The organism is Rummeliibacillus sp. SL167 (genome assembly GCF_007896505.1).
Taxonomy (GTDB): domain Bacteria; phylum Bacillota; class Bacilli; order Bacillales_A; family Planococcaceae; genus Rummeliibacillus; species Rummeliibacillus suwonensis.
The window spans coordinates 612,019-627,960 of the sequence record NZ_VCBM01000001.1 but is presented as its reverse complement, the minus strand read 5'-3'; the positions used below and the strand labels follow the sequence as shown (position 1 = coordinate 627,960).

At 36.1% G+C, this 15,942-nt stretch carries 13 protein-coding genes and 1 pseudogene; 1 reads left to right on the top strand and 13 read right to left on the bottom strand.

The genetic code is table 11. The features are described 5' to 3' along the window. Positions 1 to 11 precede the first annotated feature (11 nt). Together lpdA and FEZ13_RS02775 are read right to left on the bottom strand one after the other, a co-directional pair. On the bottom strand, positions 12 to 1,439 hold the full coding sequence (gene lpdA, locus FEZ13_RS02780) for a dihydrolipoyl dehydrogenase (protein WP_146551367.1): 1,428 nt from the start codon (positions 1,437 to 1,439) through the stop codon (positions 12 to 14). Positions 1,440 to 1,624: 185 nt separating this feature from the next. Continuing rightward, positions 1,625 to 2,718 (bottom strand): annotated as a pseudogene (locus tag FEZ13_RS02775) (Leu/Phe/Val dehydrogenase). 1,157 nt (positions 2,719 to 3,875) lie between these two features. Here FEZ13_RS02775 and FEZ13_RS02770 point away from each other — a divergent pair. Beyond that, entirely contained in the window at positions 3,876 to 4,118 is a 243-nt protein-coding gene (locus FEZ13_RS02770; RefSeq protein WP_146548387.1) for a DUF2627 domain-containing protein, read from the top strand. A 159-nt stretch (positions 4,119 to 4,277) separates the two neighbouring features. On the opposite strand, the gene FEZ13_RS02765 is transcribed toward FEZ13_RS02770, so the two are convergent. The 11 genes from FEZ13_RS02765 to FEZ13_RS02725 all read right to left on the bottom strand — a co-directional run bounded on the left by FEZ13_RS02765 (position 4,278) and on the right by FEZ13_RS02725 (position 15,881). After that, entirely contained in the window at positions 4,278 to 5,012 is a 735-nt protein-coding gene (locus FEZ13_RS02765) for a glycerophosphodiester phosphodiesterase (protein WP_146551366.1), read from the bottom strand. Further along, positions 5,005 to 6,576 carry a flagellar assembly protein A gene (locus FEZ13_RS02760; RefSeq protein ID WP_186725738.1) on the bottom strand — a complete coding sequence of 524 codons (1,572 nt, stop codon included), beginning with the start codon at positions 6,574 to 6,576 and terminating at the stop codon, positions 5,005 to 5,007. Before FEZ13_RS02760 ends, FEZ13_RS02765 begins: the two co-directional genes overlap by 8 nt. 892 nt (positions 6,577 to 7,468) lie before the next feature. After that, positions 7,469 to 8,206, bottom strand: a complete 738-nt coding sequence (gene istB / locus FEZ13_RS02755; RefSeq protein WP_370467591.1) for an IS21-like element helper ATPase IstB — start codon at positions 8,204 to 8,206, stop codon at positions 7,469 to 7,471. Further along, positions 8,206 to 9,705 carry an IS21 family transposase gene (gene istA / locus FEZ13_RS02750; protein ID WP_146551364.1) on the bottom strand — a complete coding sequence of 500 codons (1,500 nt, stop codon included), beginning with the start codon at positions 9,703 to 9,705 and terminating at the stop codon, positions 8,206 to 8,208. The genes istB and istA overlap by 1 nt, the downstream gene beginning before the upstream one ends. A 237-nt stretch (positions 9,706 to 9,942) precedes the next feature. Then, positions 9,943 to 10,287: a hypothetical protein gene (locus FEZ13_RS02745; RefSeq protein WP_146551363.1), complete on the bottom strand. Its 345-nt coding sequence runs from the start codon at positions 10,285 to 10,287 to the stop codon at positions 9,943 to 9,945. Continuing rightward, on the bottom strand, positions 10,251 to 10,403 hold the full coding sequence (locus FEZ13_RS19290; protein ID WP_186725737.1) for a hypothetical protein: 153 nt from the start codon (positions 10,401 to 10,403) through the stop codon (positions 10,251 to 10,253). The genes FEZ13_RS02745 and FEZ13_RS19290 overlap by 37 nt, the downstream gene beginning before the upstream one ends. 67 nt (positions 10,404 to 10,470) lie before the next feature. After that, positions 10,471 to 10,662 (bottom strand): hypothetical protein, encoded by a 192-nt coding sequence (locus tag FEZ13_RS02740; protein ID WP_146551362.1) that lies wholly within the window; start codon positions 10,660 to 10,662, stop codon positions 10,471 to 10,473. 798 nt (positions 10,663 to 11,460) lie between these two features. Beyond that, complete coding sequence (locus tag FEZ13_RS02735; protein WP_146551361.1) at positions 11,461 to 12,711, bottom strand: IS110 family RNA-guided transposase; 1,251 nt, start codon at positions 12,709 to 12,711, stop codon at positions 11,461 to 11,463. 549 nt (positions 12,712 to 13,260) lie between these two features. Further along, positions 13,261 to 13,398, bottom strand: a complete 138-nt coding sequence (locus tag FEZ13_RS19285) for a hypothetical protein (RefSeq protein ID WP_186725736.1) — start codon at positions 13,396 to 13,398, stop codon at positions 13,261 to 13,263. A gap of 171 nt (positions 13,399 to 13,569) precedes the next feature. Continuing rightward, positions 13,570 to 14,361 carry a sporulation transcription factor Spo0A gene (spo0A, locus tag FEZ13_RS02730; RefSeq protein ID WP_146551360.1) on the bottom strand — a complete coding sequence of 264 codons (792 nt, stop codon included), beginning with the start codon at positions 14,359 to 14,361 and terminating at the stop codon, positions 13,570 to 13,572. Positions 14,362 to 14,921: 560 nt separating this feature from the next. Then, positions 14,922 to 15,881: a SpoIVB peptidase S55 domain-containing protein gene (locus FEZ13_RS02725; RefSeq protein ID WP_146548362.1), complete on the bottom strand. Its 960-nt coding sequence runs from the start codon at positions 15,879 to 15,881 to the stop codon at positions 14,922 to 14,924. Positions 15,882 to 15,942 lie beyond the last annotated feature (61 nt).

Here is a 15,942-nt window from a genome sequence, read left to right as displayed (position 1 = left end):
TCATCTCTCCTTTACTGATGAATCGCTTTTCCTTCAACAGCTAAAGCCGCTTCTCCTATAGCTTCTGATAATGATGGATGTGGGTGAATATGTGCCGACATTTCCCATGGCGTCGCATCTACCAACATTGCAAGACTCGCTTCAGAAATAAGTTCCGTTGCATGAGCTCCCATGATATGCACACCGACAATATCATCCGTTTTTTTATCGGCAATGATTTTCACAAAGCCTTCTTTTTCACCAAATACAAGGGCTTTCCCGATAGCTGCAAATGGAAATTTTCCAACGGCTATTTCGATTTCTTGTTCTCTCGCTTGTTTTTCTGTTAATCCGATACTAGCAACTTCTGGATTTCCATAAATACAACGAGCTATTTTATGAGATTCGATGGTCTCCGGATTGAGCCCTGCAATATGTTCTACTGCATGTATCCCTTCATGAGAGGCGACATGAGCAAGTTGCAAGCCTCCAATCACATCCCCGATAGCGTATATATGAGATTCCTTTGTTTGATAATGAGGATTGACTTCGATAAAACCTCTATTAACCTCGATATCTGTATTTTCAAGACCTATGTTCTCAATATTAGCCTGTCTACCGACCGATAATAATATTTTCTCCGCAGAAAATTGTTGCTGTTTCCCATCCACCTCAGCAGATATTTCAATATAGCCTTGCTTATCTTGAAGTGTTTCTGGAAGTATATGAGCATTCGTAATAATTTGAATGCCTCGCTTTTTAAATGATGCCGTCATGGCCTTTTGAATATCTTGATCCTCTGTTGGCAAAATCGTATTGGAATATTCAACAATGGTCACTTCTACTCCAAAATCATGCAGCAAAGACGCCCATTCGATCCCAATCACACCGCCCCCTACAATCAGCAATGATTTTGGCAATTGTTGTAGTGTCATTAAATCATCTGAAGATAGTAGCCGACTACCATCAGGTATCAGCCCTTTTAAAGTTCTTGGTCTTGATCCTGTTGCAATAATAACATTTTTAGGAATCAGCATTTCATTATCACGATCATCATCAAATTCAACAGAAATCGTACCAGACATTGGTGAAAAAATGGATGGGCCTAAAATTCTTCCATACCCTTCAAATACATCGATTTTCCCTTTTTTCATCAACCCTTGAATACCCTTATGCAATTGATCGATAATGTCATTTTTCCGTTTTTGAGCCTGTTCAAAATTAAATGTAACATTTTGAACTTCCACACCAAATGTATGAGCTTGCTCTTTTGTTGTCCGATAAACTTCTGCACTGCGTAGCAAAGCTTTACTCGGAATACAACCCTTATGTAAACATGTGCCCCCTAGTTTACTTTGTTCCACAATGGCAGTCGAAAGACCAAGTTGTGCAGCACGAATTGCAGCAACATAGCCTCCTGGGCCTCCACCTACTATGACAAGGTCATAATTCTTAGCCATAAGAACACTCTCCTATTTTTAAAGTCTATATTATTTATACCATTAAATATAATTTATAAAATGTGATAACTGTCATATTCTAAAAATAAAATTTTATTGAATATGACAGTTTTATTTTTTATTACCTGGTACTAAATTATATCACAAATATTGAAAAAGTCATTTCACCTGAATCTACTTTTCTTTTAGCGATTTGATAGAATATTCTTATCATTTCGCAAAAATGTACTTCGTGATTTTGAAATTCGATTAATCCTATTTTCTGCTAATCGATTGGCAGCCAAATAGGTTGGAATGCCTTCGTCTTTCGAGATTTCAAATATTTTTGTGATGCTATCATAAATTCCTTCTACTCTTTTCATCGCACGCTCACGATTGTAGCCAGAAAGTTCATCTGCTACATTTATCACACCACCAGCATTAATGACATAGTCGGGCGCGTAAATGAATCCGGCTTCATGTATCATTTGACCATGTTTAGAATGCTGAAGCTGATTGTTGGCAGACCCTGCAATCACCTTTGCTTTCAGTTGTGAAATGGTTTGGTCGTTGATAATAGCCCCTAATGCACATGGTGAAAAAATATCAACCTCTTGTTTATAAATATCATTGGGATCAACTGCTACTGCACTGAATTCGTCTACCACTCTTTTGACCGCTTCCTTATTTATGTCTGTGACAACCAATTTTGCCCCTTCTTTATATAAATAGCTACATAATGTATAGGCAACGTTTCCAAGACCTTGGACAGCTACTTTTTTCCCTTTCAAGCTATCACTACCAAACGCTTCTTTTGCAGCGGCCTTCATCCCTACATATACACCATATGCTGTGACAGGAGAAGGATTGCCCGATGACCCGAATGCTGGAGAAATACCTGTAACATAATCTGTTTCCTCATGGATCAAATCCATATCGGCAACTGTAGTACCAACATCCTCTGCTGTAATATAGCGACCATTCAAGCCTTGGATGAACCGTCCAAGTGACCGAAACATTTCCTCATTTTTGTCTTTGAAGGGATCTCCGATAATAACTGTTTTTCCACCACCTAGATTTAAACCTGCTGCGGCATTTTTATAAGTCATCCCACGTGCTAAACGTAATGCATCTTCCATTGCATCCTCTTCAGATGCATATGTCCACATTCTCGTACCCCCAAGCGCTGCCCCAATGTTGTATCATGGATAGCAATGATCGCCTTTAAACCCGAAGTTCCATCCTGACAGATGACAATTTGTTCATAATCATACTTTTCCATATACTTAAAAATTTCCAATTACATATCCCCCTTAGTGAACTGAATCACATTTTCTGGCTGCCAAAATTTCCTGTCACTTTTATTAGATGCAAGAAGCGTGCCAAAAGTAAAAAAGGATATAAAAATCCTGCTAACAACCTCATGTCCTTTCTTAACATCAAGATTCAGTACATCATGTACGAACTGGATGAAACTCCTTTTCTAATCCACCTTATGAAATGAAAAAGTCAATTTGGCTTATCAGATCACGCGTGTTGATTTGACAAAAATTAGGTCGTCTGTGGCGTAATTTTTGAGAAAACCTGTATTTTTTGGACCATTTATATAGATCTTCGCTGCGGCTTGCTTGTTCCTTTTGTGTAGCACATATTCGATAAAAAAACAATCCAATGTCCTGCGGAAAGAGCGAATAAAGTCTTTGAGAGAGCGAATAAAATCCCTGAGAGAGCGAATAAATCTTTTGAAAGAGCGAATAAAATCTCTGAGAGAGCAAATAAATCTTTTGAAAGAGCAAATAAAATCTCTGAGAGAGCAAATAAATTGTCTCAAAGGGCGAATAAATACTTTATGGATAAAATTGGATAATCAACGTGCCTGTTATCAGATAAATCTTTATTTTTTAAATACGAATATTCAAACTCAAACCTATTTGAACGGCGATTAAAATCACATTCATCTTGCCACCTATTGAAGTAAGCTCTTTTGTAGAATTCATATAAAAAACAGTATGCTAGATAACTCCTAACATACCGTTTTCTTTTAGCATATTCTTTTTCAAAAAACATGTAATATTTTGCAGGATCTGCATGATTTAGCATGTCATTTTATCCAATACCATATTTTTCTAATTTATAATATTAATTTCAAATCGAGATATGAAGCATTTTGCTGCTTTCGTTTTATTATGTTAGCAACTTTCTAATGCTCGTCCGATGATTTGTTTTTCAAAGTCGTTCATTTTTTCTTCTAATGTACCATGAGTATTCAAAGTTTTCTTCGAATTTTTGGATGCCCCCTCATTATGAGCTGGAATATGTAGATAACGTTGAAACATCCGTAATTCTTATGTGCAAGTATTTTCATATATTGATGGATATTATAGTAACGAATGTTTCTACTCTTGACAATCTATGCATTAGACATGAGAATAAAGAAGATTAGAGGAGTTGAACGAAATGGGTCGTTTTATAGCTTTTATCATATTAGCCATACCTGCTATTATGGCTGCTATTGGGATCAAATTAATACGCGATACGTTTTTTGCCAAATTAGTTGATCCCATCCCTTATTTATGGATGCAATTTGTGATTGGGATCGTGTTATTTCTATTAGGATTTGGATTTTTCGCTGGATACTTATTAAATCGAGATCGTAAAAATGGAAGAATTGCCCCAAAGTACTCTAAGAAAAAAGAATAATGATGGTGTAAAAAAACGCAAGGATTCACAACCCTTGCGTTTTTTACTGTTTATATAATTGAATCCATTCCATCATGCAAGATTTAGATAAAAATGCAAACCTTTTCTCACATATATACTTCAATACCCAATGCTTACTGCCTATTCATACAGGATAAATTAGTATTCAGAAGATGCTCTCTCCTGCACGGATCGTACAATTTCCGGATAATCTGTAATCCATCCAACTACAGCCTTATGCGGTGATGCAATATACGATTCATTTCCATTTATATTATAAAAGCGGCATTTTTTTCTTTGAGATAAACATGCATCTAAATATCTTTCTTTATAATAACGAGATTTATTGGCATGGATTGTATCAATAAAAGGCAATTGATCTAACCTATCCCAATTCAGAAATTTAGTCGCGATCAATGCCGTTTCAATATTAGATGCTATTTTCTTTACTTTTTCCAGTAATTCCGAATGAAATGAAGAAAAATGCAATCCAGCAATATCTTTGCATTTTTCTACTGTAAATTTTAATGCTTCATCATCTTTTAAAAAGGATTCTTTCAGCTCAACATTTAGTGGTATTTTATGCTTGCTATACCATGATAGAAATTCATCGAATGTTAAAATTCTCGGACCTCTAAACTTTCGGATGAATATTTTTCCAACCTTTAACAATTCAATCTCTTCTAATGTCAAATTAGAAACGAGTGCATTTCTTCCAGTTAGTCTTCTCAAATTATAATCATGAACAACTATTGGAATATGATCTTTTGTTGTTTGTATATCAAGTTCTATGCCATCTGCCTGTAATTCGAGTGCTAAATTAAATGCATCAATCGAATTTTCAAGCGCATAAGCGGATGCCCCTCGATGTGCAAAAACAAGTGGTCTAAACATTCAGTTCACCATTCTCCAATAGAAAGTCTCCGCAAGTTACTTTCGTCAATGTTGTAGATTTTTTTCCAATCTGAATGTAAGTCCCAGGAAACGCTTCTTTCGTAATACTGATCTTTTCATCCCCCATATTTCTTATTTGTTGAACAATTTCATCGACTTCCCTCTCCAACTGTTTTAACTCAGTTTCTTTTTGATGAATCTTTTCAACAGTATCATCATACGTTTGACGTTGAATTTCGTTCAACTTTTCTAAAAATGGTTTGACAGGAAATACCTTCGCATCCAAATCTGCAATTTCCTTTTCAAGATGAATGATCTTATCTTGTTTATCTATAATCACTTTCGCACTGTCTTTACGATCTGGCAATGTGATGACAAGTGCAGTCTTTCTTTCTAAGCGATTGCCTGATATCGCGGTATGGATAGAGTGTGTAGCTTCCACATACCCTCCGATAATTTTGCCATTTTGTTCGTTAACGTAAACATTTTGTGCTTTCAGATTGGAGCCTAATGAATAGGAATCTATAAAAATATCTTTTAATGCATGAAGCGTACTATCATTCGTATGTTTTACGTAAATATTGCCACCAGCTCGGACAACTGTTTCGCTATTGCCAAAAATTCCACCACGAATATAGACATCACCAAACTTAGATTCGATAAGTTTGGCTCCAGTTACCCCTTCAACGTCTTCAATTGAGATATCTCCGGAAGCCACAATAGAATATCCTGCAACGACTGTACCGCTAATGGTGATTGATCCATCAAAAGTTAGATTTCCTGTTTCTACTCCTACATCATTTTTCACTTGAATATGCTTATGAATAGATAATTTACCATTTTTATTCTCTAATACTCCACCATTCTTAGCTTTTATCACAAGCTTACCGTCTTCTTCTTGTTCATAAATGGAAGCGGAATCATAATTGAGCGCGACATCTTTTCCATCTGTTGCCAGAATAACCTCACCTAAAACATTTTTTCCTGGCGTACCGGGTTGTGCTGGGATTTTTTCTCCTAACCATGCATCTTGTTCGATTTCAAAGATAAAATTCATATCAAAATAGTCTGCACGACCATCCGACAAAATTTGAGGCTTTCTGTCTGGTATTTCTAAATAGTTTACTTTAGCATCTTGACCACTTTTTGGGGGCAGACCAGATGCTACAGTCACTGGTTTACCTGATTTTACATCATCCAAGGTTAAAGTATGGATACCGAACTTAACTCCAACATTTGCTGCTATTTCTCTAATCTGCTTGTTCATCATTTCCTCATCATTGAAAATCTTTGCAGGATCATCATTGATATACATAGTAGCCAACATTCGATCTCTTGAAACAACAATTTCTATTGGAGGTAACCAAGAACCTATTTCTACTCGTTCTCCCGATTCTCCATTTAATGCTTTACGTAGATTGGCAAAACTCGTTAACTTAATCCGTGGATTTTTCTTCAAGATTCGATCAAAATCCTTAAGAGTGAAACCTTCCTTTTTCAGTTCGATATACACAATCGATTGGTCTTCTATTAACTGTATGTGATCATTTTCAAAGATTTGCACAATCATTCATCCTTCCAATCATTTTATGTGTAATTATGTATAATTATATTATCGTAATATTTTTAGGTAAATTTAGCTAATATTATAAAAAAATGATATCCATTCTGAGCAAATATTGATTAAACATTGTCTTATAAACATTAATCAACGGTATTCTATATAATCATTCTATCTAAAAATCGATAAATGTAAAACATTTTACTGAAAAATTGCTAAAAATTTAATATTTATTTACATATAAGAGAGAAATAATTTTATGAAGATTTCACTATTGTAATTATGATAATATAGTAAATTTCAAATATATGTATGTATTTTGAACCATATTAAAACTATTGATTTTTTTATGATCTATTTTCTATGAAAATAGACTAACATCATTAATCCTTTTTACCTAATTTACTTTTCTCGAATAATTGATCATTACTTGAGGCCTATTGTATACTATTTCTATAGTCAAGCATGCCCACTACCCAATTTTAAGACTTAAGTAATGAACTAATTTCCGCTGTGGATTGCTCGCTCTTCTTCGTGACTTTAAATGAACTTCTCTGGGTTAATCCCCCCAATCTATCAAAACGGAATAAAAAATAGAGGGGTTTTTTTCCGATCACACGGTATATTTTCCTTAATTTCACCAATCAACAAACCTAATATATTCTTATTTTCTCTTTTAACACTATTATTCCGACAAGCTAAAGACTGTTAGAAAGAATTATGTGCTAGAACTCACAACTTCAAATCGATCATTTTATACAAAAAGCGTCTCCTCCAACAATCATCCAAATTGCAAAGGCAGACGCTATTAACCAACACCATATTTGTTTTTTGCAAGCAAAAAGTGCAGAAAATTGCAGAGAAATTTACATAGGCTTGCAGCTTTTCTTTTACATTAAATCCCAGTATCCGTTTTTACGGAGGATAAGGCATTTTTCAACCGGTAGCTTTCCCCTGTGAACGCTATGACATGCGCGTGGTGAACTAGTCTGTCCACAAGGGCGGAAGTTAGACGGTTATCCCCAAAAACCCGATTCCACTGACCAAACTCCAAATTGGAGGTTACAATCACACTTTTATGCTCGTAACAGTCTGCAATAATGTGAAACAATAATTCCGATCCTTGCTTTTGAAAAGGAACGTATCCCAATTCATCCAGTATAAGCAAATCGCACTTCTCAATCTGTCGTTTTAATCTCTGCAAGGTGCCTTCTTTCATCGCTTCTTCTAATTGTCCCACCAAATCAGCCACCCTAAAGAAACGGACCTCAAATCCCAGTTCACATGCCTTAACACCTAAAGCCGTTCCTAGATGAGTTTTCCCAGTGCCTGGCGTTCCTAAAAGTAGAAGATTCTGTTTTTTCTTTATAAAACGGAGGTCACAGATTTCCTCTTTCGAGGTTGTTGCTGGTAAGTGCAGCTGGTCGGACCATTCATAATCCCTAAGCCATTTAAGCTCTCTAAATTTAGCCTTTTTTATCAGTCTAGCGATTTTGGTGGTTTGTCTGGAATTGACTTCAATCGATAGAATATCACGTAAAAACTGTTCTTTGCTTTCAAAAGGTATCTCCTCAAATTCCTCGATAATATGGGCAAGGTGGAGTGTTTTACAAATGGCCTTTAAATCGTTCATCAGGAAACACCTCCTTCCAAGGAAGGACAAAGTTTTTTATCATAAGTGTGCAAATCTGTTTCGTAGTTAAGCAAAATCTCAGGTGTGTGTACTTCGGTTAATTTTTCTGGATAAGCAGCTTCCTTAGCTTCTAGGATATACCCCAGTTCATGTGGAGCTCTTTCAAGCCGTTCTTCTGTTTCCAGAGAGGAGTGAATATCATCTAGTGTATGCTTCTCTAATAGTTTCTTTATACCTTTAACCCTTGCTCGGGTTTCTTCCGGGTGTATCGTCAGATACGCTTGAACCCTCTCAGGCAAATATTTAAAGAATCGTGAATACTTGACAGACCGGGGCTTCTTCTCCCAATCTATTAAAATATCATTCCATGGTATCGCTCTTGTTGTATTCATATAAGGGCGGTCTTCCTGGTAAACAATTTCTCCGCCATTCGTAAAACAGGTGAATCGATCCCATTCCATTTTGAGGACCAATCCTTGTTTCATTTTCGCTTTGTGGATAACAATTTTTTTACCGTCAACTTCAATTTCCCCATATTTATTAACCTTTGTGGATTTTACAGAATAAATCGGAAGATCCGTTAAAGGCAAGGCTTTCAAATGTTTTTTATCCTCTTTCCACAACTCATCAATCAACACATTTTTTTCATAGTGGAGGCGTTGCCGATCCTTTTCCATTTCCTCCTTCAACCAGTCCGCTAATTGTGGAAAACTCTTCATTATCGGTGCTGTTGTAAATAGATTATTCCTTGTATAACCAACCTTCTTTTCCACATTTCCTTTCTCATGCCCGCTTGACGGATTACATGGCTGCACTTCAAAACCATAATGGCACTTGAATCTCAAAAATGCGTCAGTGTAGGTCCGTTTGTCCCCTTTGCCAATTGAAATTACTGCCGCAGACAAGTTATCAATACGTAGATAGGTTGGGACCCCTCCAGCCTGGTGAAACAACTCCTTTAGCCCTTCAAGGAAACACTCCGTATTTTCGCTTGGAAGAGGGTAGCTAAATCCAGCATTACTATGTGGAAAACTCAAGATTAGGGCTTTGACATCTTTATACGCTCCGTCTTTTACCACAGTCATGTTTCCGAAGTCCACTTGTGCTTCACCCGGAGGGTGTTCTAAACGCTCATGTCTTTCAACCTTGGCTGCTTTGAGTTGGGGCTTTCGGTGTTGGATATATTCGCATACGGTCCGATACGAACCTTTAAAATCATGGTTGTTTCTAAGTTCTTCATGGATCTTCTTGCTAGTTCTTCGGTCTTTTCTCTTGAGTTTCATGTCCTCCTCAAGCCAACAGTCAACAATTTCTCCGAACCCCTCCTCATACATCATTCCTCTTTTAGTGAACTTGAGTGTTTCTTGAAAACTTTCTCCATCTGCGTATTTTTTAACAGTCCTCCAATTACAACCAGTTTTTCTTGCAATCTCGTTTATAGATAAATCTTCTTCTTCTCTTAAATGTTTGATATAATTTACTTCAGGCATCGCTAGCATCCTTTCATGTCCTCCTACTGTTGTGGTCTCTCAATCAATACAGTAGGGAATTATTATGGGGCTGGCAAGCCTTTTTTTATGCAGTTGAGTTCTGCACAAATTTCTCGCAAACCTCTGTACTTTTATTTTGCAATAAACAACCATATTAAGCTTATCAATTATAAATTCTGTGTAAAGCTATATCCCAAACTCTTTCTAAGCCATCTCGATAGTTGACTTTCTAATTGAGAGCCCTGCCTATTTGTCAAAAGGCACTGTTTTTGCAAATAAAATACCGAGATAGCTATACTTTATATGAACCTTGTCTATCGCTTTGTTGTGAATAATACTAACACCATAAATTTCACCTTTTTTATCTAAACCTATACCTGCTTTGATGGGTACGCTCTCAATATTTTTAAATACATATTCTTTCGACTCTTCATTATTATAGTCATCTGTTATGATGAAACCTTTCAGATTATCACTAACCTGTACTTTTGCTTTTAATGGTTTTTCATCGTTATTTGAATCAATTAATGTAGAATCCGGATCATAAATATAATCTATCTCGTTATGACATAATAAATTACATACAACCAACCAAAAATACCCTGAAAAATAGCCCACAATACTGAATGATGTACGCTCCACGAAATCGTAATAGCTAAGACCGAACCAAATCCGATTCCTGATTTAACCGCTGACTTGTTATCCATTATCTTTTCTCCTTTACTAATTCAACCAAAGGCATCTTCATTTTTTCATCGTTATCAACATTAGTTTTTACCACGTACTCATAAAAACGTTAGTGGCCACTTGTACGGCTTTACTTGAATCATTTTTTAATTCATCTTCTAAAAACTCATCAATATCATTTAATAATTCATCAATATCATCTTCTAAGAATTCTGATTCAGCATCTTCATTTTCCCAATTGTCATCTGAAAACTCTAACCATTGTTCTTCGTTGTTCATAATAAACTCCTCTTTTTAATTAATTTTATAAGTACATTATACAGTATTTTTGTATCAATTTGTCATAAAGCTAAATAGAAATTGTAGACTTGATGCGAAGTTTGTCTGCCTTGTTTCTACAAAACTAAAAAATAGAATCGTAGAAACAAAGACAGACAACTCATAGCATAAAGCGTCACAGTGTATTGTGAGTATTGCATGCTCTCATTCAGTTGCAAGATTTCCATCTTAACAAGTCTACTTTCTACTTCTGCCCCCCGAAAGTTTGTATATGTCTTATATAAGCGATTGTGCGTGTACAAGTAAATAGCTATTCTATCGAGAAACTCACTAAACATATACTCTATGACTTGTCCTACAATGACCGTAGCCATTCAGACTTTCCACTCCTACCCTTTCAAATTGGTAGTTAGCACCATCCAGACATTAGCATGAATGAGAAAATGCTCGTATTGTACGCTAGACTTATTTATTGCAGTAGCTAAGTCATAACATAACTTGACCAGTTTTGTTTAACGTCCAGTTAATGGGCAACCTAGATGAACTACACTAAAAAAGTGCAAATTTAACACAGCTACTTGACCTCATTTTTTTAAAATGTTAATAAAGTAGCTACATAAACACTTATGCTTGTTGTGCGATTAGTGTTAGTTTTATTCAGTTATAGACCTGTGGTAATATGTCAAGCACAAAATGATTTGTTATTTGGTTATCAAGGATTAAAAATCTGAAAAAAGGCAATACCAAACTAGACCAGTAACGTTTTGGAATTTACTGGAATTAATAAAAGGGATTTTATTAACGCATATGCGTCATATATTTACGCCCCCTTTTCGGCGTGTAAATTTGGTGATTGCGTAGTAGCGCATCGACCAAACGCACAAATTTTCTTGCGGTTAGAACGAGTGCCCTTTTGTGCTGATGTTTCGGTACTTCTTTGTATTTCTTCGCGTAGTATTCTTGATACTCAGGAATATACCTTCTTACGGAGTTGGCGGCTTCAACTAAGTAATATCTTAGGTATTGATTTCCGTTGCGCGAAAGGGAAGTATCATCCGCAGTAAAGCGTCCAGATTGATATTTTCGCCAGTACAGACCTGCATATTTGGCTATTTTCGTTTCGTCTTCAAAACGGTCAATTTGCCCGATTTCAGCGATAATACCGGCTGTGAATACAGGTCCCACACCAGGGATGGATTGAAGAGTCTGGGACTCTTCTAAGCCAGCCATGATGCGCTCGATTGCCTTTTCAATCTCCTTGACTTGTTTTTGAAGTGTTCTAATCACTTCAATGGAAGTACCAAGGAGAACGTCGATGGAATCTTCGACTACCTTATCTAGGCGATACGAAGAACGGACGGCCTTTTGGATGGATTTTGCTACACATTCAGCGTCATTGAAACGGTTTTTTCCTTTTTCCTGAAGGAAACCGGCCAAATCTTCTAATGGCATTTGTGCTAGTTCATCCAAGCTAAATTTTTCTGAGAACATTTCCATCATGGCGTTCCCGAAAACGGATGAATCCACCTCCTGAGAAAAGGTATTACATTTAAAACTTAAGTGTTGTAAGAAATGTTGTTTTTCTTTAGTCACTTGATGAATGAGTTGGTAACGGGAACGAGTCAATTGTTGTAAGGCAATATACTGTTCTTCCTTGACCACAGACATGGAATGACGCCCAAAACGAAGATAGTCAGCTATGACAAAAGCATCCATTTCATCCGTCTTATCCATATCCGAATAGCTTTTTTTAAAGTTGGCAATCTGTTTGGGATTTATGACAAAAACCTTAGCGCCAAGGCTTTTGAGTGATTCATCGTTATGCAAAAACATGGATGGGTGAAAACTATAAACGGATGTAGATTCTAATCCTATTTTTAAGGCTTGAACATTTTTGACCATGGTGCAATCTAGAATACGATCACGCAGTTGGATGGCACCTGGAAGATCGTTAGAGACGGTAAAGGATGTAAGCTTTTCACCTTCATCGCTCAAAATACAAACTTTCATATCAAAAGAACTAATATCTAAACCAACAAATAATTTCATGGGTTGCCCCCTCCTTTCTAATTAGAATCATGGGTGCGTTTCTTGGATGCCCTGAGATATCTCTAGTGTGAACGCCGACCAGCAACCTCGTGTATCAGAACTTGCCCTGATTCGAAAGCCGCCCTAGAGCTACTATCCTCTAGGTTCGAGATTCAGGGAGAACAGCCTGCGAGTAGGAAGCACCGCACGTACACTGAGAAACAGTCTATTCAATGTGGTTAAGTCCACAGGGGGAAAAAGAATTGTCCCAAATGATCCTATTCTCATTATCTAGAAATATCTCGGGACACCCAAGGGATTTGAATAATTAATCACAGGAAAGTAGGAAATTAGGGGCTCTTAAAAAAGGGCCTAAACATAATATACGAGAGGGAAAGTGACTGTAATCACTTAACCTTTTTTTATTTGCTTATTTTTTATAACGTGATATAACCTCATCTTTTTTGTTAGCTAAAATTTGTGACCGTATATTTACCTCTCTCCCGTAATGTAATGTCTAATATGTGATGATTTAACTTTTGCAGCATTGTCAATATTCAATTCTTGCTTTCAATAACGAATGAATAATGTCAATGACTGCTGATAGCTTTTTAATGTTTTTTTAGACAATTGTTTTGAATCACAATACAGCATAAATGAATCGAGTTGTAATTCAATTTCAGTAATCTTATTTTCAATCGAACGCAAAAAAGCACACCTCCACTTGTTGAATTTTTTGCAAACTCAATAAATGGAAATGTGCTTAAAGTAACACATTCTTTTTTAGTTAATTATAGGCTCAAAAAGTGATTTATTGGTGGTTATGAGTTCAGTATGCAAATTATGATTAATCACTTTCAACCCTTATATCTCAAGGCTCTAAACCGCAACCATCTCAATCCGAATCTTATCCGCGATCATGGCGATGAATTCTGAATTAGTCGGTTTTGATTTTAGATGATGAACGGTGTAGCCGAACATTTTCGAGATAGATTCGTAGTTTCCACGATTCCATGCGACTTCGATGGCATGGCGAATGGCACGCTCTACTCTTGAAGGTGTGGTATCAAATTTTTTGGCGATGTCCGGATATAGAACCTTTGTGATAGAACCCAGTAATTCTACATCAAGATAGACCATTTGGATGGCTTCACGGAGATACGCATATCCCTTAATGTGAGCAGGTACGCCAATTTCTTTGATAATGGCTGTGATGGTCGCATCTAGCTGACGTTGATCCAATTTTTGTGGTTTGGAACCTTGTAAGATACTGACACGTTTTTGTTTTTCAACTTTTTTACCAGCACATTGTAAAATTTTTAATGCTAAACGGTCAAATTCAAATGGTTTTAATATAAAGTAAGAAGCACCTAGTTCAACTGCTTGTTTCATGACATCTTCTTGGCCAAAAGCGGTTAGCATAATGACTTGGACATTACTAAATTGGGGATTTTCATGCATCGTTTCAAGAACTGCTAATCCATCAAGATGTGGCATAATAATATCTAATAACAGAACATCTGGTACATGCTCTTCTAACATTTTCAAACATTGTTTACCATTTGTTGCTGTACTAATTACCTCAATCTCTCCATGATTTAATAAATATTCTCCCATCATTTTTACCAGTTCACTATTATCATCCACAATTGCAACTTTGACTTTCTCCATTCGACTTCCTCCTTTATCATGCACTTCCTAAATCAAGATCAAAATCTGAGTTTACTCTAAATGTAGACACACTTTTGATACAAATGGGATTATTCGACAACTTTAAGTCAAGCCCTTCCAAATTTAAAAAAATGAGTATGTTGTAATAGAAATTTCTTCAAATTCGACAAAAATGTATATATTATTTACATGTTAATTGTAACAAATAATCCAAAGAAAAAGAATGCTCGAAGAAAACAGTTGAATAACTATTTTAAAACCCCACAAATATCGAACTTTAAAGTACAACTTTACCTAATGAAGATTTTCTTGGTCCCTCCCCTCACTAGATGTTAGTTTTAAACCTATTGAGCAATTGATCGTCACATCTACCCTTTACTCGAGTCTTGAGGGTGAAATTCTATCGCTTTTTGAAAATGAAATGAAATCCTCTATAAGTATAAGCAAACAAAAATTGGTACAGATCTAAAAAATCCACCCGAGATGGGTGGATTTTGCTTTTGGGGAGTGTGGTTGCTTATTTTTTATAACGGCTATTTTTTGACCGTCTTATATTTATTTTAAGCAGGTTGATTTTTGAGCATCTCTGTAATAGGGAGTGCTGCTCCTTTTTCTGGACTTTCAATATACATATGTGTTACAGCACCTGCGAAGTGCCCGCCTTGGATGATGGGGCTTCCACTCATTCCTTGTAAAATACCGCCGGTTTTTTCTTTTAATACAGGGTCTGTTATTTCAATTTGGAAGCTTTTATCATTCACCTTTGTTATGTTCACATCAAACGACTCCACTTTTTTACCTGAAATCGTTGTTAATAATTTGGCAGGCCCCTTTTTTATATCAGAAGGTTGCATAACTTCTATCGCTTTTGGCAATGATGGTTGTATAGATTTTTGCCATTTGCCAAATATCCCATACACACTATTGGAAACGATACTGCCGATTTGACCTTTATCATTTTCAACCGCAGAGATTTTATACCCTGGTTCTCCAGGAGTACTCTTCTTAATATGTTCGATTTTTGCATAGAAAATGGAACCCTGATTGAATTGTGGTGGCTTTTGTAATATTTGATCGACGATTTGATGACCTAACGCACCATATTGTTTCGTATCAGGATCTAAAAAGGTTAGCGTACCGATTCCATCTGTCTCATCGCGAAGAAAATTCATAACAGATGTCATTTCTTCTTTTTTCACGTTGACTTTTTTGTCTTCAGCATCTCTGCCTATTGTTAAAATTAGGGATTCCTTTGAGGATGTTTTTATAATTTGATGAATGTTTTCCAATTTTTCCACTGAAGTATTATTGACTTTTTCAACAATATCTCCTCTTTTGAGCCAATTTCCATCTTGTAGTAACACATCATTTGAAACCGTAATGTCTGACAATTGCAATTCAACACCTATTGAGTCTCCCATTGGGATTACTTTCTTGGCTGCGCTTGCAATTGTCGTCCATGATCCAAAAACGACAAGTAAAATAAATAAGCTCAAAAAAGAGCGCTTCGCATTTCGCATATGTCACCTCCTTTTCATTTATGATGGCTTCAAATCGAATTGTTATGAAAGGTAAATATTT